We start from the raw sequence: 21,054 nt of genomic DNA, 5'->3' as shown, positions 1-21,054 counted from the left end.
TCCTTATCTCCCCTTCCGGCATAAACTTTTCAGCCACTCGATCGTTTGTCTCTGCTTATGCTTGTTTAAAAAGCTTTCCGACAAAAGTTCCTTTAATAATAATGTCTGAGCCATTTTATCCAGAAGGGAGTCTTTGATTAATTGACGGCTTTCATACAAAAAGTCAACGTAATCTCCATAGCTCTCGTCATAAATCGTATGAAGCTCATTTTTAATTTTGGCTGAAAGCATAGGACTTGCACCGTTGGTTGATATACCTACAGACAATTTTCCTTGTTTAAAATGAGCAGGAAAATGTACATTACCTTGGTCAGCTTCTCCCGCAACATTTAATAAGGAATTCGGAGGTGAAACCTTGATGACAGCTTGATTCACAACCGAATCATTTGTAGCAACGATTATTAAGAAAGCTCCATCAAGATCTTCCGTCTCAACATATTTTTGCTTCCAGTCTAACTGTTCTTCTTCCCAGAGTGAGCGAATCCCTTCCTTAATTTCCGGACTGATTACGGTGAGACGAGCGCCACCCGTAAGCAGGGACTGGACTCTCCGCTCAGCGACGTGGCCGCCTCCGATAATCACGATATTTTTTTCGCCTACATCGACCATAAGGGGGATTACTGCCATTATTAAGCATCCTTTTTATCAAAAGTTTCATAAACACGTTCCTTCAGTGCCTGTTTCATCGCAGGATGGTCGCCGAGCTGCCGGCATAATAAAACATCCTTGTTTGAGTTATTTAACTCACTTATTTTTTCCTCTAAATAATGCATGAGTACTCCCGTAAACCATAAATAAGGAACGATGAAAATTTGCGAATGCGCTTTTGTTAAAGACGACTGAATTGCTTCTTCAAAAGAAGGATTACAGGCAGCTAAAAAACAAACATCAACCCGGCTGAACTTCATCCTTGTTTGTAACTTTCCCCCAATTCGTTCCATATCCCTTTTCGTCTGCGGATTACGGCTTCCTCTACCGACAAGCAGTATTTTTGCATCAGGATTGACTGGTATATGGGTCTCTTTTATCCGTTCTGCCAAGACGTCTATGAAACGATCCTGTACACCAAGTGGTTGCCCATAGGTAAATGTAATAGAAGAATATTTCTCCTTTGCCCGGTTTACCTCTTCAGGTATGTCACTGTAGTAATGCCCGGCACTTAAAAGCAGGACAGGTATGATAGAGATGCGTGAAGCTCCCTGGTTTACAAGCATTTCAATACCTTGTTCTACCGTTGGCCCAGCCAGCTCCAAGAAACAAATTTCCTGAAGCGAAACGTCAATCTGTCGCTTGACAGAGTTGATACATGTAAATGCTTCAGCTATTGCCTCGGGGACACGGCTTCCATGACTGACATATAGAACTCCTTGCATTCATTAACCCCCAATCATCCAAGAACAGCCTGAGCAAAGACCTCTTCCTTTTCAATCGAACGCTGTTCAAACCATTGAATCTCTTCTCTCAGCCGTACAACCTCTCCGATAATAATCATAGCAGGATTCTGGATGGTACTGGACTTCTTCACAATGTTCTGCAAAGTTCCTGTCACCGTTTGCTGCCTCTCTGTCGTACCACAATGTACTAAAGCTATCGGTGTATTCGCATCACGGCCATATCGAATAAGTCTCTCACAAATAGCTGGGAGATTTTTTACTCCCATATAAATGCATAGTGTATCCATTCCTTGTGCAAGATTTTCCCAGTATTTTTCAGTATCAGCACCACTCTTGCTGGCTCCCGAGACGAAGGCAACCGAAGCGCTATAATTCCGGTGGGTTAACGGAATACCAGCATAGGCGGGAACTGCAGAACCAGAGGTAATACCTGGAACAATTTCAAAGGCAATTCCGTTTTGCGCTAACACTTCTGCCTCTTCTCCGCCTCTTCCAAATATAAATGGGTCTCCACCTTTCAATCTGGTGACAGTTTTTCCTTGATTTGCAAATGTACAGAGTAAGTTATTTATCTTTTCTTGCGTCAATGCATGCTGGTTGGGGCGCTTTCCACAATAAATCAATTCCGTCATATTAGAAGCATAACTTAATAATTCTTCGTTAACTAAACGGTCATATAAAATAACATCTGACTGCTGGATGGCCTTTACTCCTTTAATTGTAATTAAATCTGGATCTCCAGGACCAGCGCCTATTAAATAAACTTTGCCCATCATTTCACCACATCCTTCTACATGAATCACAAATTCTGCTTCCTAGTTTTTAGCTTTTGACCATATTCGTTGAATGAAAATCAAGTCCTGAAAGAACCTCATCGACATAACCGGCACGGACAACATAATCACCAAAGTGTTCCCCTTCCTGCCTTTCTTTCGCATACTGATTAATAATAGGATGAAGAATCGCCAGAATCTCTTCTTCCCCTATATTTTCACGGTAAAGGCTATTTAATCGGTCTCCAGTGAAACCACCTCCGAGATACATATTGTATTTTCCGGGGGCCTTCCCAATAAAAGCAATTTCAGCCAGAGCAGGACGTGAACAACCATTAGGGCATCCCGACATACGAATGATGATCTCTTCTTCGTTTAGGCCGGCTTCATCCAATATCACCTCAATTTTATCTATTAGCGAAGGGAGGTATCGTTCTGATTCGGCCATAGCCAAGCCGCAAGTTGGTAAGGCTACACAGGCCATCGAATTTCGCCTTAGTGCAGAATTATGTTTACCATCCGTAAGTCCATATTTTTCGATCAATTCCTTAATTTCCTTTTTCTTTTGGCTCGTTACGTTCGCAATAATCAGATTCTGATTCGGTGAAAGTCGGAAATCCCCTGTGTGGATCTTGGCAATTTCTCTTAGCCCTGTCATAAGCGAATAATCTTCAAAATCCTTGATACGACCATTTTGAATGAATAGAGTCAGATGCCATCTGCCGTCACCCTTTACCCAGCCATAACGGTCACCATTATGGGCGAAGTGATAGGAATGCTCCTCTTCAAGATTCCATCCTAACCTTTCATTTAGTTCATCTTGAAACCAATCGAGTCCTCTGGCATCGATCGTGTACTTAAAGCGGGCGTTCTTTCTATTCGAGCGATTTCCATAATCCCGCTGGATCGTTATCACCTTTTCTGCCAGTTCAATAATTTTATCTTTCGGACAGTAGCCAATCACTCGGGAAACTTGTGGGTATGTGGTTGTATCTCCATGAGTCATTCCCATGCCTCCACCGACCGCAATATTAAACCCTTGCAACTTTCCTTCTTCTAGCACGGCAATCAAACCAAGATCTTGGGAAAAGATATCCACATCATTGGAAGGCGGAACCGCTATACCGATTTTAAATTTTCTCGGTAAATAGTATTGCCCATACATTGGCTCAATTTCCTCCGGGCTGCGACTGTCTTCCACTTTTTCATCATCTAACCAGATCTCATGATACGCGTTTGTCTGTGGAGATAAATATTCACTGAGTTTCGCAGCCCATCCGTAAACCTCCGCATGAACCTCCGATTGATACGGATTCGGATTGCACATCACATTCCGGTTTACATCACCACAAGCAGCTAATGTATCCATCAATGCTTCATTTATTTCCTGCATTGTTTTCTTGAGATTCCACTTTAGTATCCCGTGCATTTGAAATGCTTGCCGGGTAGTCAATTTCAGCGTTCCATTGCCATATTTCTGGGCAAGATCGTCCATGACTAACCATTGCTCCGGTGTAGCCACACCACCAGGTGCACGTACACGCAACATGAACTGGTAAGCTGGCTCAAGCTTTTTGCGCCGCCGTTCGTCTCGTATATCCCTGTCATCCTGCTGGTAACTTCCGTGAAATTTTAACAACTTCGTATCTTCATCTGAAATTGCTCCAGTTATTCGGTCCTGAAGTCCTTCTTCGATCGTCCCTCGCAGGTAGTTACCTTCTTCCTTTATTCGCTCAAGATCGCTCGGAGGTCCATTCTGCTGTGAAAATCTATTGTTCACCATATTTAAGCTCCTTTCCATTTAGCTTCGACTTAATATATATCACGTTGATAACGTTTCTGCTGTCGCATATCTTTCAAATAGACTTCTGCTTCCTCATAGCTCATGCCGCCCTCTTGTTCAAGGATCGTTATCAATGTATGATTGACGTCCTTTGCCATCCGTTTTTCGTCACCACATACATATACATTAGCTCCTTCTTTTAGCCATTGATAGAGTTCCTCACTTTTCTCAAGCATAAGATGCTGGACATACACTTTTTCAGCAAGATCTCGTGAAAATGCGACATCCATCCGGGAGAGCACACCTTCCTTAAGCCACTTTTGCCATTCAACCTGATAAAGAAAGTCTGTGGAAAAGTGCTGATCACCATAAAATAACCACGTTTTACCATCCACACCTGTCTCCTCCCGCTCTTCCAGGAATGATCGAAAAGGTGCTACACCTGTGCCTGGTCCAATCATGATCACCGGCGTGTTAGCATCGGCTGGAAATTTAAAATTCGGGTTACGCTGGATATAAATTGGTAATAGAGACCCCAGCTCTGCCCGTTCCGCAGACTGTCCAGAGCAGACACCGAGCCGATTGCGCCCGTGGGCATTATATCTAACCGTTCCAATTGTCAGGTGTACCTCCTCCGGGTTTGCTTTATAACTGCTCGTAATCGAGTAGAGGCGGGCCGGAATTTTTCTGAGAATCTGTACAAATTCGCTTGGCGGCACCTCCCGAGGCGGGAAATCCTTTATCAAATCAAGCAAATCCCGCCCAACGAGATACGCTTTTAGTTCTTCCTCCCGTCCTGTCCTAACCAGTTCACTTAACCCGTCATTTCTGAAAAGTTGTGCTGCCTGCTCCACCAATGGTTTTATCAGTCTAGTAATCTCGAAATTCGTAAGCAGGGCATCACGCAATGCGCGTGTATCCCCCTTTTTATTTACCGGAACCGTTTCTTCAGGATCCCAGTTCATTTCATCAATCAGTTTATCCACCAGGACAGGATCATTTTCAGGGATGATACCCAAGCTGTCCCCCGGCTCAAAGGCCAAGTTTGACCCTTCGATAGATAACTCAAGATGCCGTGTTTCTTTGTTCGACCCACTTCCATTCAGATCCAAATTTTCTAGAATTTCAGCATTAAAGGGATTGGCTCTTGAAAAGTTCGATTTTTCCGCCTTGAGTGACCCAGTATCTACTTGCCCTGTACGGGCGGTTTCACTTCCAGGCTTAACCTCCTGCGTCACTTGCAATTTATCTAATACACCCTCAGCCCATTCTGCTGCAGGTTCGTCAAAATCTACATCACAATCCACCCGTGGGTAAATCCGTTCACCCCCTAATTCTTCCAACCGTTTATCAAAATCCTTGCCGGTCTGACAAAAGTACTCATAGGACTGGTCTCCCAGAGATAGCACTGAAAATCGCAAATCATCCAGTTTTGGTGCTTTTCTGCCATGAAGAAATTCATAGAAAGATATAGCATTATCCGGCGGTTCCCCCTCTCCATGGGTAGCCGTTATGATCAGTAAATCCTGGACTTTTTTTAAATTTTTTGGTTTAAAATCATCCAACGCAGCTAATGTAACCTTGATATCCCGTTTTTCTAACTTTTCGAGCATCTCCTCGGCAAGTGTTTGCCCATTACTAGTCTCAGATCCAAAAAGGACTGTCACTTCACGGGAAGCTATCTGCTGAACGTTTTGGGATGAAGTTTCAAGCTCTGGCGTATTCTGCACAACAGAATCAGGAGATCCCGCTGTCTGAGGAGCCGCCAGATATCCACTCAGCCAATTTTTTTGCGCCTCCGTTAATGTTGGAAGAAGGCGGTTAAGATTATCTATTTGTTCTTGATTAAAAGGACTGTTCATTACCTGTAACTGCAATTATAGTCACCTCACAAAGGAATAATTTTTCTTCTTTAACTGTATAGCCGGCAGTTGGATAGCTTTCGTAACATAAAACATTGTAATTAGAGCTGTTTACTAGGATTTATGTCCATACGTTTCCATAACTATATGAATTGGATGAATCTAGTTAGAATTATTCCCCGCAGTATGAAGCCCACATTCCGTTTTATCTAGGCCAGCCCACCTGCCTGCACGGGGATCATCAGAATCCGTTACTTGAGAAGTACATGGTATACAGCCGATACTTGGGTAACCTTGATCATGCAAATCATTGTAAGGCAAGTTGTTAACTCGGATATGTTCCCAAACGTCATCCCAAGTCCAATGAATCAACGGGCAAACTTTGATGGACTTAAATCGTTCATCTTTATTAACAAAGTCCGTATGCTTTCGACTGGGAGACTGTTCTCTGCGAAGACCGGAAATCCATGCAGGAACACCACTTAATGCTTCTTCTAGAGGCTTTATTTTTCGAATAAAACAACATTGGTCAGGCTGGCGCTTCCATAGAGCAGAGCCATATTGTTCCGCCTGTTCATCCAGGGTTAAGTCAGGCTTTTTTAAATGAATACGAAGTTCAGGATATTTTTCTTTTATTTTGTCAATAAGTTCATACGTTTCCTGAAAATGAATCTCTGTATCCAAAAAAACAATTTCCGCATCCTTTTTCACCTTGGAGATTAAATCAATTAATACGATGCCTTCCGCGCCAAAGCTGCATGCATAAACAACGGAATCACCGTATGATTCGTAAGCCCATTGCAAAACTCTCGTGGCTCCTTTAGTAGCATCTGTTGGATCCCAATCCTTAAAAGGGTCTCCCGGGAAATCATTATAGCTGACCGAGTAGTTCGTCATATGTCATCCCTCCAAATAAAAAGTATATGTTGAAATCAAAAATACCAATTAAAAATCCCCTTCTTATCATGTAAGAAGAGGATATGCTACTACATTATATTTAGCCATCGACTCTTCTTATCTTCCAGACATATAGCCTGTAGGAGTTGGCACAGTGTTTAACGTAACCTGTTGCCGAGGCTTCAAAGGGCCTTTCCCTCCACCTCTCTCGATAAGAAAAAATGCGTAAAATTAAATTTTATTAACTTGGTAAGTTATTATATACTGAAAAAACGGAAAAGTCAACAGATATTTCAGAAAAAGTATATTTAATTTTAAAATTTCCAGAATAGGGGCGCCTTTTAATATACGTTCTTTTTATTGTTATCTTTCCATACTCCATCTAAAATTATAAAAATTATAATTCTTTCCTTGACTTTCTATAAAAACAGCTGTAATGTGTTTATTAATCAATAATTGAATAAATATTTTTCTTATCCAGAGAGGTGGAGGGACTGGCCCTTTGAAGCCTCGGCAGCGGACTTTTTTTAGTACTGTGCCAATTCCAGAAGCGTATGCATGAAGATAAGAAGAGCAATTAGCGAACGATGTCTAACCCTCTTCTTATTCTAAGAAGGGGGTTTTATTTTTGAGTAATTACCAAAAACGCTATCCATAAACACGGCGTTTGAGAAATTCTTAGAAAATATGTAACCGGGAGGAGAAAAGATATGAAGCGCAGTTTAGAGGAACGTCTTAAAGATGGAACAGTGATTGCTGGGGAAGGGTATTTATTCGAATTAGAACGAAGGGGGTACTTACAAGCTGGTTCCTTTGTTCCTGAAGTAGCATTGAATAACCCCGAGGCACTTAAACAAGCATATAGGGATTATATGAATGCTGGTTCAGATGTTGTACTTGCATTTACATATAATGCACATCGAGAAAAGATGCGTATTATCGGTAAGGAGGACTTGTTAGAACCACTCAATCGTAATGCCATCCGTTTAGCAAAAGAAGTTGCTAAAGAGCATCCAATAGAAGAAGCATTAGTTGCTGGAAATATTTCCAACACCAATCTCTTTGACCCAGAAGATGCTGAATCAAAGCAACAGGTAAGAAATATGTTTGCTGAAATGACAAGTTGGTGCAAGGAAGAAGGCGTCGATTTCATTAATGGTGAAACATTTTACTATCATGAAGAAGCACTCATTGCACTGGAAGAGATTCTTAAACAAGGATTACCAGCTGTTATCACACTTGGACTAATGGGGGAAAACATTTTAAGAGATGGTTATACTGTAGATGAATCTTGCAAAATACTTTCAGAAAAAGGCGCATTGGTCGTTGGGATGAATTGTTTCCGTGGTCCGGACACAATGCAACCATATTTAGCTGACATAAGAAAAGCCGTAAACGGATATGTTGGTGGCTTACCAATTCCTTACCGCACATCCGAAGAAAATCCAACATTCTTTAATTTACCGGACGGAGGATGTAGTTGTCATTTACCATTAGAAACAACTTTCCCGACTGCACTGGATCCACTTTATCATAACCGTTATGAATTAGCAGCCTGGGCAAAGGAAGCAAAAGAAATTGGTATAAATTATATTGGTTTATGTTGTGGTGCATCACCAGCAATGCTGCGTGCAGTGGCTGAGGCGGTGGGTGTTGAAGCCGTGAATTCAAAATACTCCCCCGACATGGAAAAGCATTTCTTATTTGGAAAAGACAAAACACTAAAAGAACACAATTTGAACTATCGGTTAAAAGCTTAAGAGATAGATTTATGGAACGATAACACTAATTTCAAAAAAATAAAAAAGAAAGAAGGAATTTAAATGTCAATCACATTAATAAAAGCACCATTTCGAGGAGATCAAGTTGGAAGTCTATTACGACCAGAGAATTTACATGAAGCGAGAAAGGAATTCCAAGAAGGAAATATTACAGCAGAACAATTACGTGAAGTTGAGACAAAAGAAATTAAACGAATCGTTGACAAACAAATTGAAGTTGGATTAGAAGCAGTAACTGACGGTGAGTTTAGACGTAGATTTTGGCATACCGATTTCTTAGAACATTTGAATGGTATAGAGGGATATGTCCCCGATATAGGATATATTTTCCATGGTAATGAGGAAACGGAAAAATATAATATCCGAAATATAGGAAAAGTTACCTTTAATCCTAACCATCCATTTATAAAAGATTTTGTTGAATTTAATAAAATTGTTGATGGTCGTGCGGTTGCCAAACAAACGATTCCTAGTCCTAATCAACTGTTTAATGAGGGAATTATCGACGAGAGTATCTATCCTGACATTGAGGAATATGCAAATGACGTAATAAGAACATATCGTGATGCATTAAAGGCGTTTTACGATGCTGGAGTTCGCTATTTACAATTTGATGATGTTTATATTGCTGGCCTTTCTTCTCCAGATATCCCGTTTAATGATGGTAAATATTCACGAGAAACACTTATTGATCTTGCATTGCGAGTTATAAATGAAGTATTAGAAGGAAAACCAAAAGATTTGTTCGTGACGACCCACTTATGTCGTGGAAACTATCGGTCTAATTGGGCTTTTGAAGGAAGCTATGAACTTATTGCCCCTAAACTATTTGCAAAGGAAAAAGTTGATGGATTTTTCTTGGAATACGATGATGAACGTTCAGGTGATTTCAAACCATTAGAATTTATTCCAAATGGCGGATCAAGAGTTGTACTTGGTGTCTTAACATCCAAAAATGGTGAACTTGAAGATAAAGAATCAATAAAAGCACGAATTCAGGAAGCATCACAATATGTACCACTTGAACAAATATGCTTGAGTACACAATGCGGATTCGCTTCAACCCATCATGGAAATAAATTAACAGAAGAAGATCAATGGAGAAAACTAAAATTTATTGTTGACATTTCTAAAGAAATTTGGGGATAATTCAAAGCCCTTTTCAGTGATAAGGGGCCTTTCTATCTTTATGATAAACACCTATTAATTTACAAACATCCGAAATGGTAGTTTTGATCATGTGAAAATTATTCAGTGAGAGAAATAAGTTTTTCCAAATTACTGTTCTTATCCAGAGAGACAGAGAGATTGGTCCGTTAAAGTCTTAGCAACCGGTCTTATTTAAGTCCAAGTTGCTAATTCCAATAGGTATATTACCTAGAAGATATGAAGATAGTTTTCGGTATTAAGGACCTTCTTCTTATTGAAGGTCCTTTTATTTTGCTTAATTCACAGAAAAGGGATTGATAACATGACGGAGAAAAGCATCGACACGCTGTTGGCGCAGTTGGGCAATCATTCTGACAAGACGACTGGTGCAATAAGCCCACCGATTTATTTATCGACAGCATATCAACATCAAGGACTTGGTAGGTCCACAGGATATGATTATACACGTACCAAAAATCCAACACGAACTATTTTAGAAGAAGGAATAGCAGAACTAGAAGCTGGTGATAGTGGATATGCCTGTAGTTCAGGGATGGCTGCTATTCAGTTAACACTCTCCCTTTTCCAAACGGATGATGAATTAATTGTTCCAGAGGATATTTATGGGGAACATATCGGTTACTGAAACATTATGAAGATGCCTATAAGATAAAAACAACCTACTCTAAATTTAACGATTTCAATGAAACGGAAAAGTTGATTACCAATAAAACAAAGGCATTATTCATTGAAACACCAACAAATCCATTAATGCAGGAAATTGACATCGAATCGTATGCATCACTTGCCCATAAATATAATCTATTACTTATTGTTGACAATACTTTTTTAACCCCTTATCTGCAACGACCGTTAGAATCAGGAGCTGATATTGTTATTCATAGTGCAACGAAATACATCGGCGGACACAATGATGTACTGGCTGGATTGGTCATTGCTAAGGGAGAGGGAATTTATGAAAGACTAGCAACCAACCATAATGCCTCTGGTGCAGTATTGTCTGCTTTTGACTCTTGGCTATTAATTAGGGGATTAAAAACGCTTGGTTTACGGATGAAACGCCACGAAGAAAATGCCAAGGAAATTACCGAGTATTTGAAAAGTGAACCTGCTGTTACCGATGTATTATATACCGGAATCGGCGGTATGCTTTCATTCCGCCTTAAAGAAAGTAGATGGGTTGAATCCTTTTTAGCAAACCTGCAATTAATTACGTTTGCCGAAAGTCTTGGTGGGGTGGAAAGTTTCATTACTTATCCTGCCACACAGACCCATGCAGACATACCAGTTGAAGAACGAATACGACGAGGAATTGACGATCGATTATTACGTTTTTCCGTTGGTATTGAAGATGTAGGAAACATTATCGAAGACTTGAAACGTGTATTTTCCTATTTGAAAAAGGAGGAAATTGAGATATGAGCAATGAACATTTAGAAACAAAATTCATCCACGCATCAAGGAGCGTAGATATAGAACAGAAAACTGGTGCAGTAAATGTTCCTATTTATCTATCCTCAACATTTCACCAAGAAAGCTTTGATCATTTTAGTCCGTTTGATTATAGCCGATCAGGGAACCCAACAAGGCAAGCATTAGAAGAAACAATTGCCGGGCTAGAAGGCGGAACTAGAGGGTTCGCGTTTGCTTCTGGTATGGCGGCGATATCTTCTGCTTTTATGCTGCTATCAGCTGGTGACCATGTGTTGGTTTCCAGGGACGTCTACGGTGGCACCTATCGTTTTGTGACTGAAGTATTAACCAAGTTTAAAATTGACCATACATTTGTCAATATGTCGGAACTTAACGAAGTAGCTAGCGCAATCAAGCCGAACACAAAAATCATCTATATGGAAACACCATCTAATCCCTGTTTAAACATTACCGATATTAAAGCGGTTGTACGCATTGCCAAAACGAATAATTGTTTAACGTATCTTGACAACACATTTATGTCACCACTCTATCAAAATCCGCTAGACCTTGGAGTGGATATCGTGCTTCATAGTGCGACCAAATTTCTATCCGGGCATAGCGATATTATTGCCGGTTTAGCAGTCACAAAAGATGAAGAACTTGGTGAAAAATTAGCCTTAATGCAGAATTCCTTTGGGGCAATTTTAGGTGCGCAAGATTCTTATCTATTAATCCAGGGGATCAAAACATTGGGAACTCGTCTAAAACAGTCAACCGAAGCAGCACACAAAATCGCCGCTTTCTTAAACGATCATTCGTTAATTAAAAAAGTGTATTATCCTGGATTACCTTCCCATACAGGACATGGTATCCATGTTGGTCAAACGACAGGTGCTGGAGCCGTCCTTTCATTTGAATTAAATGATGATCTAGTAGCCAAAACTTTTGTGGAATATGTCCGCTTGTCAGTTTTCGCTGTTAGTCTGGGTGCAGTCGAGACAATTCTTTCCTATCCGGCTACAATGTCCCATGCTGCAATGCCAAGGGAAGAACGAGAAAAAAGAGGAATTTCTGATGGATTATTTAGACTTTCTATTGGACTGGAACATGCAGACGATTTAATTACAGATCTAGATCAGGCTTTACAAAAAGCTGTCCGTCAAAAATGACTACTTAAATATGCATACTTAAAAAATTTTAGAAAGAGGAAATTGAAATGAAAAAACAATAGTAAAAACTTCGTTTAAAGCAGATCACGTTGGAAGTTTATTACGTTCAGAAATTTTACATGAGGCAAGAAAAGGTTCTAAAGAAGGAAAAATTTCTCAAGAAGCATTGCAAGAAGTGGAAACAAAAGAAATTAAACGATTTTGTTCTTCGTCTTCGCGACAGAAACGAGACGAATCAGCGTTATGTCGCGCAGGCGCCCTGAAATACCCCTGGTATCATGGTTAACCACCGGTTGCTTCTTCTGATAACCACTCCACCCCGGGTTTCGTTGAGCGGAAAGTATGATAAACCCTTTTTGTTCAAGTTTGCGCAAAAGGGATCGACAAGCAATTTCTTTGGGGGCCTCCGTTTTCATACACCCAATTTCAGGCCAAGCAAATTTCTCTGGAAACTCGCGAACGGTGCCAAGAGGGATTGGTCGTCATCAGATGCCGAATCCATCTAATATCTTCAGTTGCGACTTTCTTCCTTGAATAATCATCGCCTGTTTTTCCATATTTTAATGATACTACAGAAAATGGAGTGTGTCCTGAGGGAATTTAAAAGGAGGAGGATTTTGGGGGGACCTGAAAAGTTGCAATATATATATTTAATTTTAAATTATCAGAGTGCATTTTTTAATAGATCAAGATAAAAAGAAACCAGACTAATAAGCCTGGCTCCCTTCTATAATTCTATCCCTACTCCGTCAACAACGGATAATATCCTTCTTCATTATGTGTCTCTCTTCCTACAAGCGGTGGGTTAAATACACAAACCATACGCATCTGCGTTCTGGCACGTAGTCGATGCTTATCATTTTCATCGAGGATATACATCGTCCCTGCTTTAATTTGATACACATCTCCGGTTTCGACCTTTTCAATTTCGCCTTCCCCTTCAATGCAGTAAACCGCTTCAATGTGATTTTTGTACCAGAAGAAATTATCTGTTCCTGCTTTAATAAGGGTATCATTCATGCTGAAGCCGACCCCGTCTTTTTTCAGTAAAAAGCGGCGACTCGTCCAGTTTTCATCAGATGTTTCGTCTGTAGTTCCAACAATTTCTTCAAGTGATTTTACGATCATTTCTATTTCCCCTTTGCCATTATAAATTGTCTATTTAGTCGTGTATTTTAACTTAAGCAAGAACATGCTTAATACTATCATCAAGAATCCCGAGCCCTTTTTCAAGGCCTTCTTTCTCAATATTCAGTGGTGGTAAGAATTTGACAACTTCATCGTTTGGTCCGGAAGTTTCCACAATTAGACCGCGCTTGAAAGCCTCTGCACAAATATCACTTGCAAGACCGTCCACATCAATGGCTATACCTTGCATTAGCCCCTGCCACGAGCTTCAGCCTTCAGCTCTGGATAATTTTTTACCCAAAGGTTTATTGTTTCAGTCAATATATTGGCTTTCGCTTGAATGTCTTTACTGAATTCATCTGTTTCCCAGTTAGTCAAGGCTTCTGTTGCTGCGAGAAATGCCAGATTATTTCCACGGAATGTTCCGTTATGTTCGCCTGGCTCCCATTGATCATATTCTGGTTTAATTAATGTGATCGCCATTGGCAGCCCAATTCCGCCAATTGATTTGGAAAGACAGACAATATCCGGATTAATTCCGGCAGGCTCAAAGCTGAAGAATGTACCGGTTCGTCCACAACCTGCTTGAACATCATCAATAATTAATAAAATGTCCCAGCGCTTGCAAATACGTTCTACTTTTTTCACCCACTCTAATCTGGCAGCATTCATGCCACCTTCTCCTTGAACTGTTTCCAGAATAATGGCTGCCGGCAGGGCAACGCCACTTCCGCTATCCTCAAGAAATCTTTCCAAATAAGCCAGTGAATCCTGATCCTCCACATAATCATCGAATGGCATAGATACCGTATGATGAAGCGGGATACCTGCACCATGACGTTTAAATGAGTTAGCTGTCACAGATAGGGAACCAATTGTCATTCCGTGAAAAGCATTTGTAAAACTGATCACCGTATCTCTGCCAGTTACTTTTCTGGCTATTTTCAACGCGCTCTCCACAGTATTTGTTCCAGTTGGTCCTGGAAACATGATCTTATAATCAAGATTTCGTGGTGTTAAAATTACTTCTTTGAAGCGTTCGAGAAATTCCTTTCTTGTAGTTGTTGCCATATCGAGGCTGTGTATAATTCCATCATTTTTAATATACTCAATTAATTTTTCCTGCATGGCGTCATCATTATGTCCATAATTCAGCGCCCCAGCTCCTGCAAAAAAATCAATATACTCTTTTCCATCTATATCCCACAGCTTATAGCCTTTAGCTTTTTCAAAAATGGTCGGCCATCCTCTGCTGTAACTTCTTACGGTTGATTCTATCTCTTCAAACGTTTTCATTTTCTTATCGCTTAACAAAGCCGTTGTCATGAAATCATCCTTTTATAACTATTTTTTCTTCTTGAATAGGTCCGATTTTAAACAATAGTTCATCCTCATGACCTTCTCCTGGAAAATCATTTGATGAAAAATAATCGCCTACCTCACAATTGGTCTCAAGTTTTTTTGCAAGACCTTGAAATAGGTTTTGTGACGGCGTATTTGATGGAGATACGGTTGCTTCTACGTATTCAACCGCCTCGCAATGTTCACGGTTCAGCAGTTGAAACAACATCTTCGTCCCCAACCCATTACCACGTTCGGATTCGTTAACAGCTACTTGCCAAATGAACAATGTATTCGGTGTATCCGGATGAATAAACCCGGAAATGAAACCGACAGTCTCCCCTTCTCTTTCCGTGACAATCGATGTTTCCGAAAAGATCTCACACCACATAAGATAGCTATAAGAGGAGTTAAGGTCAAGCACGCCTGTATGTTTAATCAACCCCCAAACAGCTGCCCCATCGTCTTTACTTGGCTTACGAAAATGAAAATCTGTTTGAATGTCCTTTTCTCTTGTCAATTCGCCAATTCCGCCTTTACTGATGCTCTCACCTCCGAAATTATTTTTGTAAATTGCGTACCTATTAAGATTAAATCCAAGGATTGATTTCGTCAAAAGGCATTAAACGTGATTCAGCGTGTTTAAACGTGATTCCATCCGATTAATTAAAAATAGTTGCCACAGCCTATAAATAACTACGAAATAATAAGAAATAGACAGAATTTATAGGGATTAGGGAAAAAATACAATAAATACTACATCAATTATAAATTTTTTAAATAGAAAAGAGTCTAAATCAATAATTATCCAGCCAATGTTTAAAGTTATGAAAAAATAGGCTCCCATTGCAGAAGCGAGATTATTGTTCTCACTTCTGCAATGGGAGCAGGTTCATTACGATTCAATTTTACATTTGGAAGCAAGCGATCCGGTACCTTGCTTCCTCTCTAGTTACATAAACAATGGCACTAACAGACCGGCAATTACAAGGATGAGAGCTCCCCCCAAACGGGAAGATAATTGTGCGAATGGCATAAGTTCCATTCTTTTAGCTGCAGATAATACTGCCACATCTCCAGTTCCCCCCATATTTGCCATACATAATCCTGCTGTAATTGCAGATTCGATTGGCTTAAATCCAACCAGTTTTCCTACGCCACCGGCACCAATAATTGCACCGATTACGACACTTGCTACGAGAATAATATATTCGAATGAAATCGCAGCTATAACTGTTTCGAGGTCTGTATAAGCAATACCGATACCAATTAATAATGCAAGTGTCCAATTCTTAGCTACGAATTGATACCATTGGTTTGCAGCCTCTTCGATAAAATCAGGCAATAAATCAAAAATTTTCAATGCTGCTACCAGGATAATCATTAATGCATATGGGTGAAGTGGGATGATTAACCCTAAAATTTGTCCAGCAATATAAAAGGTTAATGCTACTAAAACCCCAACCCCCATTAATTTAATATCATAATTAATTTTCTTATCGCTTCCTACTTTAAATCCTGCCATTAACTCTCCATTTCCAGTTAAACTTGGAACCTTCTTGCCTAACATATCTAATAATCCGGCACATATAATGGCAAACACGTTACCTAAAGCCAAGGCTGGAACGAGTATGGAGATATAATAAGATGGGTCATTCCCTAAAATCTCTGAATAGACTTGGGACATTGGTACAGCACCTGCACCCATTCCGCCTCCCATAATAGGCATAGCTATAAGAATAATTGCATCCCTAAACCCATAACCAATGATCAGACCAATAACACCCGCGAGTAGAATTGAAGCAATGACCGCTGAAAATAAAGGCAACGCAAACCTTGCTCCTGCTACTTTTAATGTTTTGGAATTCATTCCGAGAATACTTCCAGTAATTAATGCTGCAATATAAAAATTTAAAAATTCACCAGAAGTCATAAAATCATTAATCATTGTAACTGTGTACTCTGGCATTATTCCAGAATAGACCAGAAAGGCAGAACCAAAAATCGCTACAATAGCACCTCCGCCAAGGAAGCTTTTAACAATTGGTGTATGATCTCCAATCCAGCCAAACAGTTCTCCCAGAACCATCATAACGATAAGACTGCCAATCATTCCTCCTGGTAAAATTTCCATATACATGGCAGCAATGACAATAGCACTGAAGCCTAAAAACCACAAAATAGGCATATTAAAGATTTTCACCTGATTATACCATGGTTCATTATGATTGATTAATTCATCTGTTGAATACTTATTTGATTCCATTCCTTTCACCCCTTGTTTGTAGAAATCATGTTGAATTCATTTATTACTCTGTTTGCTTTATCAATGATTGGTTTATCAACCATTTTTCCATTCCATTGAAATACGCCTTGTTCATTCATATTTGCTAAGATTTCTCGTGCTTCTTTTATCTCTTTATCGCTTGGAGAGAAAACTTCATTTGCGATTTTGATTTGTTTAGGATGAACTAGCAACTTGCCCCCGAATGCTAATTTTTTTGCAGCTTTAGCATTCTTTTGGAATCCATCCTGATTATTTATATCGATATAGACCGTGTCGATTGGTTTTTGAATCCCTGCTGCACGGGATGATATAACAATTTGTGAACGTGGAAATAATAATTCTTTTTCTTCCTCTGTTGCCTCTCCGTCAATATCATTTACATAATCCACTCCGCCAAATACCAGCGCGGATATACGGGTGCTTGCTCCAGCGATTTCAAATGCGTTTTTTACACCTGAAGCGGTTTCAATTAACGGAAAAATATTTAAAGGGTTTGCCCTTTTTACCATGCTCTCGATTTCATCCAGATGTTTTGCTAAATGTTGAATGTCTTTATCTGTGTTTGCTTTAGGTAGCATAACACCTATGAAATTACCATACGTTGCAATCTCTTTTATCAGTTTCAAATCTATTGCGTATGCTTTTGATTGTATATCATTCATCCTTACAACCATCTGCTTCTCCATGGTGGAAAAGTGCTTGTGTATAAGTGTTCTGGCAGATTCTTTATCGGCTTGTGCGACTGCATCCTCCAGATCAAGGATGATGATATCAGCCGGAAGCTCGTTTATTTTCAGAAGCATTTTTTCCTTATCTGACGGAACAAATAATAATGATCGATGGAGCAATTGAATTTCCCCCTTATTCCTTAAATTACTTCGTCATCTTTTAATACTTTTATTCGGTCATTTTGATATCCAATTTCTTGTAAAATATAATCTGTTTGTTCTCCGACATCTGGAATCGGACCTGCCATCATCTCTTCTTTGTTTTGAAAAATTGGTGGCAATAAAGATTTTATAGTTCCAACAGGGGTTTCTATGTCCAGCCAGCGATCTCTTTCTTGTAGTTGTGGATGTTCGAAAAATTGTTTCATCGAATTCAGTTGTGCATTTGCGATCTTATTTTTTTCCAATATAGCAATCACTTCTTCTGCAGATTTACCTTTTAATTCCGCTTCAATCTCAATTCGTAAATTTTCTTTGTTTTGAACCCTTTTTGAATTACTGTTATATCTTTCGTCCATCGCTAATTCCTCATTTTTGAGAACCGTTTTGCAAAAATTTAACCACTCTCTTTCATTTTGGATAGCGAAAAATACCATATTATTGTCTTTTACAGGAAAAGGTCCATACGGATAAATGGTAGCATGCTGTGCTCCGGTTCTTTTTGGTGATGTGCCTCCATAAACAGAGTAGTACATAGGATAGCCCATCCACTCACCAAGTGCCTCCAGCATAGAGATATCAAGAACTGCACCTTTCTTTGTTTTCGCACGTTTAATCAACTGACCTAAAATACCGCTATATGCATACATTCCTGCAGCAATATCGGCTACAGAAATTCCTGCTTTTGAAGGAGCATCTTCCGTGCCAGTTACGGAAAGAAGACCTGCATCTGCCTGGATAATTAAATCATAAGCTTTTTTATTTACATAAGAACCATTGGAACCGTAGCCGGAAATATTACAAATAATCAATTGGTCATTAATCGCATGCATTTCCTCGTTACTTAAACCAAGCCGATTCATCGCACCAGGAGCTAGGTTTTGAATAACAACGTCTGCATCCTTTAATAATTCCTCAAATATTTCTTTACCTTCTTCTGCCTTCATATTTAAAGTAAGCGATTCCTTCGAACGGTTGAGCCAAACGAAATGGCTTGACATTCCATTAACTGTTTGATCATATCCTCTAGCGAAATCACCAACTTTTGGTCTTTCTATCTTAATTACTCTAGCACCCAAATCCGCCAACTGTCTGGATGCAAAAGGTGCAGCTACTGCCTGTTCAACAGAGATAACTTTTAATCCTTCTAATGGCAATATCATGTAAGCCCTCCCAAACTATTTTAGTAGAAAGAATAAGACCTTCTTAAGGCATAGCATAAATGCTGGCTGAATAATCTAGCGAAAACACAAATCTAGCAACAATTATGGATTTAGAATATTGTATTTTGTATCCAAAATGATATAATCATAGTATATTTATTGTTCATAGAAATGTCAAATTTGCTCATTATTTTTTTGTTCATTATTATTTTTATGGGAGAGATAGTCATGAAAAAAATAAAAAGGGTATCCGCAAAAGACCAGGTATTAAGTACGATTCGTAAAGAAATTTTCAATGGTAGCTTACACAGTGGTCAGGAAATTACACAAGAAGAAATTGCCAGTCTTCTTGGTGTCTCCAGGATGCCTGTCAGAGAGGCGTTTGAGGTTTTGGATCGTGAAGGACTACTGCGAATTGAATCCACTCGGAGGGTAACAGTTGTTGGGCTGAAATATGAGGAAATTCATATCCATTATGAAATCCGTTCCCTTTTGGAAGGGTTGGCAGCATCACATGCAGCTGCTAATACAGCGTATCATAAGCAATTAGAAAAAATACATCAGGAATTGTATAATAGTAGCAGCAAACAGGATAAACAACCTTATGTAGAAATAAACAAGCAGTTCCATCAAACGATTTGGGAAGCATCAAACAGTGTGAAACTAACAAGTATGTTGAATGATTTATGGAACGGACTTCAACCACAATTACCGGCACTAGTAACAGGCCAAACCGAAGCATCTATCAATGATCACAGGCGGGTACTTGAAGCCATACTTGACAGGGACGGGGAAAAGGCAAGAGAATATATGCAAGTCCACATCATAAGTAGTAGAGATAGCTTTATCGAAAACTTTGAAAATAAATAATTGGTCGGGAAAAGTTTTCTTTATAATGATGGTTGACCGACGACCGGATAGGAGGATGAATATGAAACAATTAAAAATCGCTAATATTCCTGGAGATGGGATTGGTAAGGAAGTTGTCCCTGCTGCTGTCAAAGTTTTGGAAGCGGTATCTAATATACATGGGGGATTAAGATTTAATTTTACGGATTTTCCTTACAGTAGTGAATACTATTTGAAGCATGGAGAGATGATGCCAGAAGATGATATTGCAAGATTGTCAGAATTTGATGGCATATTTTTAGGTGCTGTTGGTAATGTGAAATTGGTTCCTGATCATATCTCGCTATGGGGACTTTTAATAAAAATTCGAAGGGAATTTGAACAGACCATTAATATACGCCCGGCAAAAGTTATCAAGGGCGTTCAATCAAAGCTGGCAAATCCAAAAGACTTTGATCTGATTGTGGTCAGAGAGAATAGTGAAGGTGAGTATAGTGAAGTCGGAGGAAGAATTTTTCGGAATGAAGACGAAATTGCCATCCAAAATAATATTTTCTCACGTAAAGGAACGGAGCGTGCGATGCGATTCGCATTTGACCTCGCTAAAGGTAGGAGAAAACATGTAACAAGTGCTACGAAATCCAATGGAATTGTGCATTCTATGCCATTTTGGGATGAAGTCTTTAAGGAGATTTCAATGGATTATCCAGATATTGAAACAGACTCCCAGCACATTGATGCTTTGGCGGCTTTTTTCGTAAGCCATCCGGAGAAGTTCGATGTTATCGTGGCAAGTAATTTGTTCGGAGACATTCTAACCGATTTGGGAGCAGCTATTATGGGGAGTGTCGGTATTGCTCCAGCAGCCAATATTAATGTAAATGGAAAATACCCTTCGATGTTTGAACCAGTCCATGGATCAGCTCCAGATATAATTGGTAAAGGTATAGCGAATCCAATCGGACAGATATGGACAGCGAAATTAATGCTCGATCATTTTGGTGAAGAAGAAATCGGTACTGCTTTGCTGGATGTAATTGAAAGTGTAACAAATAACGGAATTATGACCCCGGATGTTGGAGGAAAACATAAGACAGAAGAGGTGACGAATGAAATTATAAAAAGGTTGAAAAGTCGAGGATAATTTTATTCAT

The 21,054-nt window shown here is 39.5% G+C and carries 16 protein-coding genes, 2 pseudogenes and 3 riboswitches; of the genes and pseudogenes, 6 read left to right on the top strand and 12 right to left on the bottom strand.

Annotated features, from left to right (window positions below; all coding sequences use genetic code 11):
* Window positions 1–3 precede the first annotated feature (3 nt).
* The 6 genes from KFZ58_RS07625 to KFZ58_RS07600 all read right to left on the bottom strand — a co-directional run bounded on the left by KFZ58_RS07625 (window position 4) and on the right by KFZ58_RS07600 (window position 6,709).
* Window positions 4–627, bottom strand: coding sequence for an NAD(P)-binding protein (locus KFZ58_RS07625; protein WP_235794209.1), 624 nt, complete (start codon window positions 625–627; stop codon window positions 4–6).
* 2 nt (window positions 628–629) lie between these two features.
* Entirely contained in the window at window positions 630–1,373 is a 744-nt protein-coding gene (locus tag KFZ58_RS07620) for a sirohydrochlorin chelatase (RefSeq protein ID WP_235794208.1), read from the bottom strand.
* 14 nt (window positions 1,374–1,387) lie between these two features.
* The gene (gene cobA / locus KFZ58_RS07615) at window positions 1,388–2,167 is read right to left on the bottom strand and encodes a uroporphyrinogen-III C-methyltransferase (protein ID WP_235794696.1); all 780 of its coding nucleotides are present in this window, start codon (window positions 2,165–2,167) and stop codon (window positions 1,388–1,390) included.
* 49 nt (window positions 2,168–2,216) lie between these two features.
* A complete protein-coding gene (cysI, locus tag KFZ58_RS07610; protein ID WP_235794207.1) occupies window positions 2,217–3,950 on the bottom strand; it encodes an assimilatory sulfite reductase (NADPH) hemoprotein subunit in 1,734 nt (577 codons plus the stop codon).
* Window positions 3,951–3,979: 29 nt separating this feature from the next.
* A complete protein-coding gene (locus KFZ58_RS07605; RefSeq protein WP_235794206.1) occupies window positions 3,980–5,827 on the bottom strand; it encodes an assimilatory sulfite reductase (NADPH) flavoprotein subunit in 1,848 nt (615 codons plus the stop codon).
* A 147-nt stretch (window positions 5,828–5,974) separates the two neighbouring features.
* Window positions 5,975–6,709: a phosphoadenylyl-sulfate reductase gene (locus KFZ58_RS07600; protein WP_235794205.1), complete on the bottom strand. Its 735-nt coding sequence runs from the start codon at window positions 6,707–6,709 to the stop codon at window positions 5,975–5,977.
* 114 nt (window positions 6,710–6,823) lie between these two features.
* A riboswitch (SAM riboswitch) is annotated at window positions 6,824–6,927 on the bottom strand.
* A 252-nt stretch (window positions 6,928–7,179) separates the two neighbouring features.
* Window positions 7,180–7,280, top strand: a riboswitch (SAM riboswitch).
* Between the two features lie 139 nt (window positions 7,281–7,419).
* On the opposite strand from KFZ58_RS07600, the gene KFZ58_RS07595 reads away from it, so the two are divergent.
* The 4 genes and pseudogenes from KFZ58_RS07595 to metC all read left to right on the top strand — a co-directional run bounded on the left by KFZ58_RS07595 (window position 7,420) and on the right by metC (window position 12,245).
* Window positions 7,420–8,469 carry a homocysteine S-methyltransferase family protein gene (locus KFZ58_RS07595; protein WP_235794204.1) on the top strand — a complete coding sequence of 350 codons (1,050 nt, stop codon included), beginning with the start codon at window positions 7,420–7,422 and terminating at the stop codon, window positions 8,467–8,469.
* Window positions 8,470–8,532: 63 nt separating this feature from the next.
* Window positions 8,533–9,639: a 5-methyltetrahydropteroyltriglutamate--homocysteine S-methyltransferase gene (locus tag KFZ58_RS07590; RefSeq protein WP_235794203.1), complete on the top strand. Its 1,107-nt coding sequence runs from the start codon at window positions 8,533–8,535 to the stop codon at window positions 9,637–9,639.
* A 135-nt stretch (window positions 9,640–9,774) separates the two neighbouring features.
* Window positions 9,775–9,881: riboswitch (SAM riboswitch) on the top strand.
* Between the two features lie 80 nt (window positions 9,882–9,961).
* Window positions 9,962–11,082: pseudogene (locus KFZ58_RS07585) on the top strand (methionine biosynthesis PLP-dependent protein).
* Window positions 11,079–12,245 (top strand): cystathionine beta-lyase, encoded by a 1,167-nt coding sequence (gene metC, locus KFZ58_RS07580; protein WP_235794202.1) that lies wholly within the window; start codon window positions 11,079–11,081, stop codon window positions 12,243–12,245. Before KFZ58_RS07585 ends, metC begins: the two are co-directional and overlap by 4 nt.
* A gap of 741 nt (window positions 12,246–12,986) precedes the next feature.
* On the opposite strand, the gene KFZ58_RS07575 is transcribed toward metC, so the two are convergent.
* The 6 genes and pseudogenes from KFZ58_RS07575 to KFZ58_RS07550 all read right to left on the bottom strand — a co-directional run bounded on the left by KFZ58_RS07575 (window position 12,987) and on the right by KFZ58_RS07550 (window position 19,051).
* Window positions 12,987–13,373, bottom strand: coding sequence for an ectoine synthase (locus KFZ58_RS07575; RefSeq protein ID WP_235794201.1), 387 nt, complete (start codon window positions 13,371–13,373; stop codon window positions 12,987–12,989).
* A gap of 52 nt (window positions 13,374–13,425) precedes the next feature.
* Window positions 13,426–14,699, bottom strand: a pseudogene (gene ectB, locus KFZ58_RS07570) (diaminobutyrate--2-oxoglutarate transaminase).
* A 4-nt stretch (window positions 14,700–14,703) separates the two neighbouring features.
* Window positions 14,704–15,234, bottom strand: coding sequence for a diaminobutyrate acetyltransferase (ectA, locus tag KFZ58_RS07565; RefSeq protein ID WP_235794200.1), 531 nt, complete (start codon window positions 15,232–15,234; stop codon window positions 14,704–14,706).
* A gap of 432 nt (window positions 15,235–15,666) precedes the next feature.
* Window positions 15,667–16,980 carry a 2-hydroxycarboxylate transporter family protein gene (locus KFZ58_RS07560; protein ID WP_235794199.1) on the bottom strand — a complete coding sequence of 438 codons (1,314 nt, stop codon included), beginning with the start codon at window positions 16,978–16,980 and terminating at the stop codon, window positions 15,667–15,669.
* 5 nt (window positions 16,981–16,985) lie between these two features.
* On the bottom strand, window positions 16,986–17,849 hold the full coding sequence (locus tag KFZ58_RS07555) for an HpcH/HpaI aldolase/citrate lyase family protein (protein ID WP_235794198.1): 864 nt from the start codon (window positions 17,847–17,849) through the stop codon (window positions 16,986–16,988).
* A gap of 20 nt (window positions 17,850–17,869) precedes the next feature.
* Complete coding sequence (locus KFZ58_RS07550; RefSeq protein WP_235794197.1) at window positions 17,870–19,051, bottom strand: CaiB/BaiF CoA transferase family protein; 1,182 nt, start codon at window positions 19,049–19,051, stop codon at window positions 17,870–17,872.
* A gap of 228 nt (window positions 19,052–19,279) precedes the next feature.
* Here KFZ58_RS07550 and KFZ58_RS07545 point away from each other — a divergent pair, with 228 nt between their 5' ends.
* Complete coding sequence (locus tag KFZ58_RS07545) at window positions 19,280–19,921, top strand: GntR family transcriptional regulator (RefSeq protein ID WP_235794196.1); 642 nt, start codon at window positions 19,280–19,282, stop codon at window positions 19,919–19,921.
* A 61-nt stretch (window positions 19,922–19,982) separates the two neighbouring features.
* Entirely contained in the window at window positions 19,983–21,044 is a 1,062-nt protein-coding gene (locus tag KFZ58_RS07540; RefSeq protein ID WP_235794195.1) for a tartrate dehydrogenase, read from the top strand.
* The last annotated feature ends 10 nt before the right edge of the window (window positions 21,045–21,054 follow it).

It is taken from the genome of Virgibacillus sp. NKC19-16, assembly GCF_021560035.1.
GTDB classification, from domain to species: Bacteria; Bacillota; Bacilli; order Bacillales; family Amphibacillaceae; genus Virgibacillus_L; species Virgibacillus_L salidurans.
This window is presented reverse-complemented; position numbering and strand designations above follow the sequence as displayed.

Excerpts from the sequence above, each read along its gene's own strand:
- cysI (WP_235794207.1), bottom strand. The coding sequence starts at position 3,950 with ATGGTGAACAATAGATTTTCACAGCAGAATGGACCTCCGAGCGATCTT.
- KFZ58_RS07595 (WP_235794204.1), top strand. The coding sequence starts at position 7,420 with ATGAAGCGCAGTTTAGAGGAACGTCTTAAAGATGGAACAGTGATTGCT.
- KFZ58_RS07625 (WP_235794209.1), bottom strand. The coding sequence starts at position 627 with ATGGCAGTAATCCCCCTTATGGTCGATGTAGGCGAAAAAAATATCGTG.
- KFZ58_RS07545 (WP_235794196.1), top strand. The coding sequence starts at position 19,280 with ATGAAAAAAATAAAAAGGGTATCCGCAAAAGACCAGGTATTAAGTACG.
- KFZ58_RS07560 (WP_235794199.1), bottom strand. The coding sequence starts at position 16,980 with ATGGAATCAAATAAGTATTCAACAGATGAATTAATCAATCATAATGAA.
- cobA (WP_235794696.1), bottom strand. The coding sequence starts at position 2,167 with ATGGGCAAAGTTTATTTAATAGGCGCTGGTCCTGGAGATCCAGATTTA.
- KFZ58_RS07550 (WP_235794197.1), bottom strand. The coding sequence starts at position 19,051 with ATGATATTGCCATTAGAAGGATTAAAAGTTATCTCTGTTGAACAGGCA.
- KFZ58_RS07620 (WP_235794208.1), bottom strand. The coding sequence starts at position 1,373 with ATGCAAGGAGTTCTATATGTCAGTCATGGAAGCCGTGTCCCCGAGGCA.
- metC (WP_235794202.1), top strand. The coding sequence starts at position 11,079 with ATGAGCAATGAACATTTAGAAACAAAATTCATCCACGCATCAAGGAGC.
- KFZ58_RS07590 (WP_235794203.1), top strand. The coding sequence starts at position 8,533 with ATGTCAATCACATTAATAAAAGCACCATTTCGAGGAGATCAAGTTGGA.
- KFZ58_RS07540 (WP_235794195.1), top strand. The coding sequence starts at position 19,983 with ATGAAACAATTAAAAATCGCTAATATTCCTGGAGATGGGATTGGTAAG.
- KFZ58_RS07600 (WP_235794205.1), bottom strand. The coding sequence starts at position 6,709 with ATGACGAACTACTCGGTCAGCTATAATGATTTCCCGGGAGACCCTTTT.
- KFZ58_RS07575 (WP_235794201.1), bottom strand. The coding sequence starts at position 13,373 with ATGATCGTAAAATCACTTGAAGAAATTGTTGGAACTACAGACGAAACA.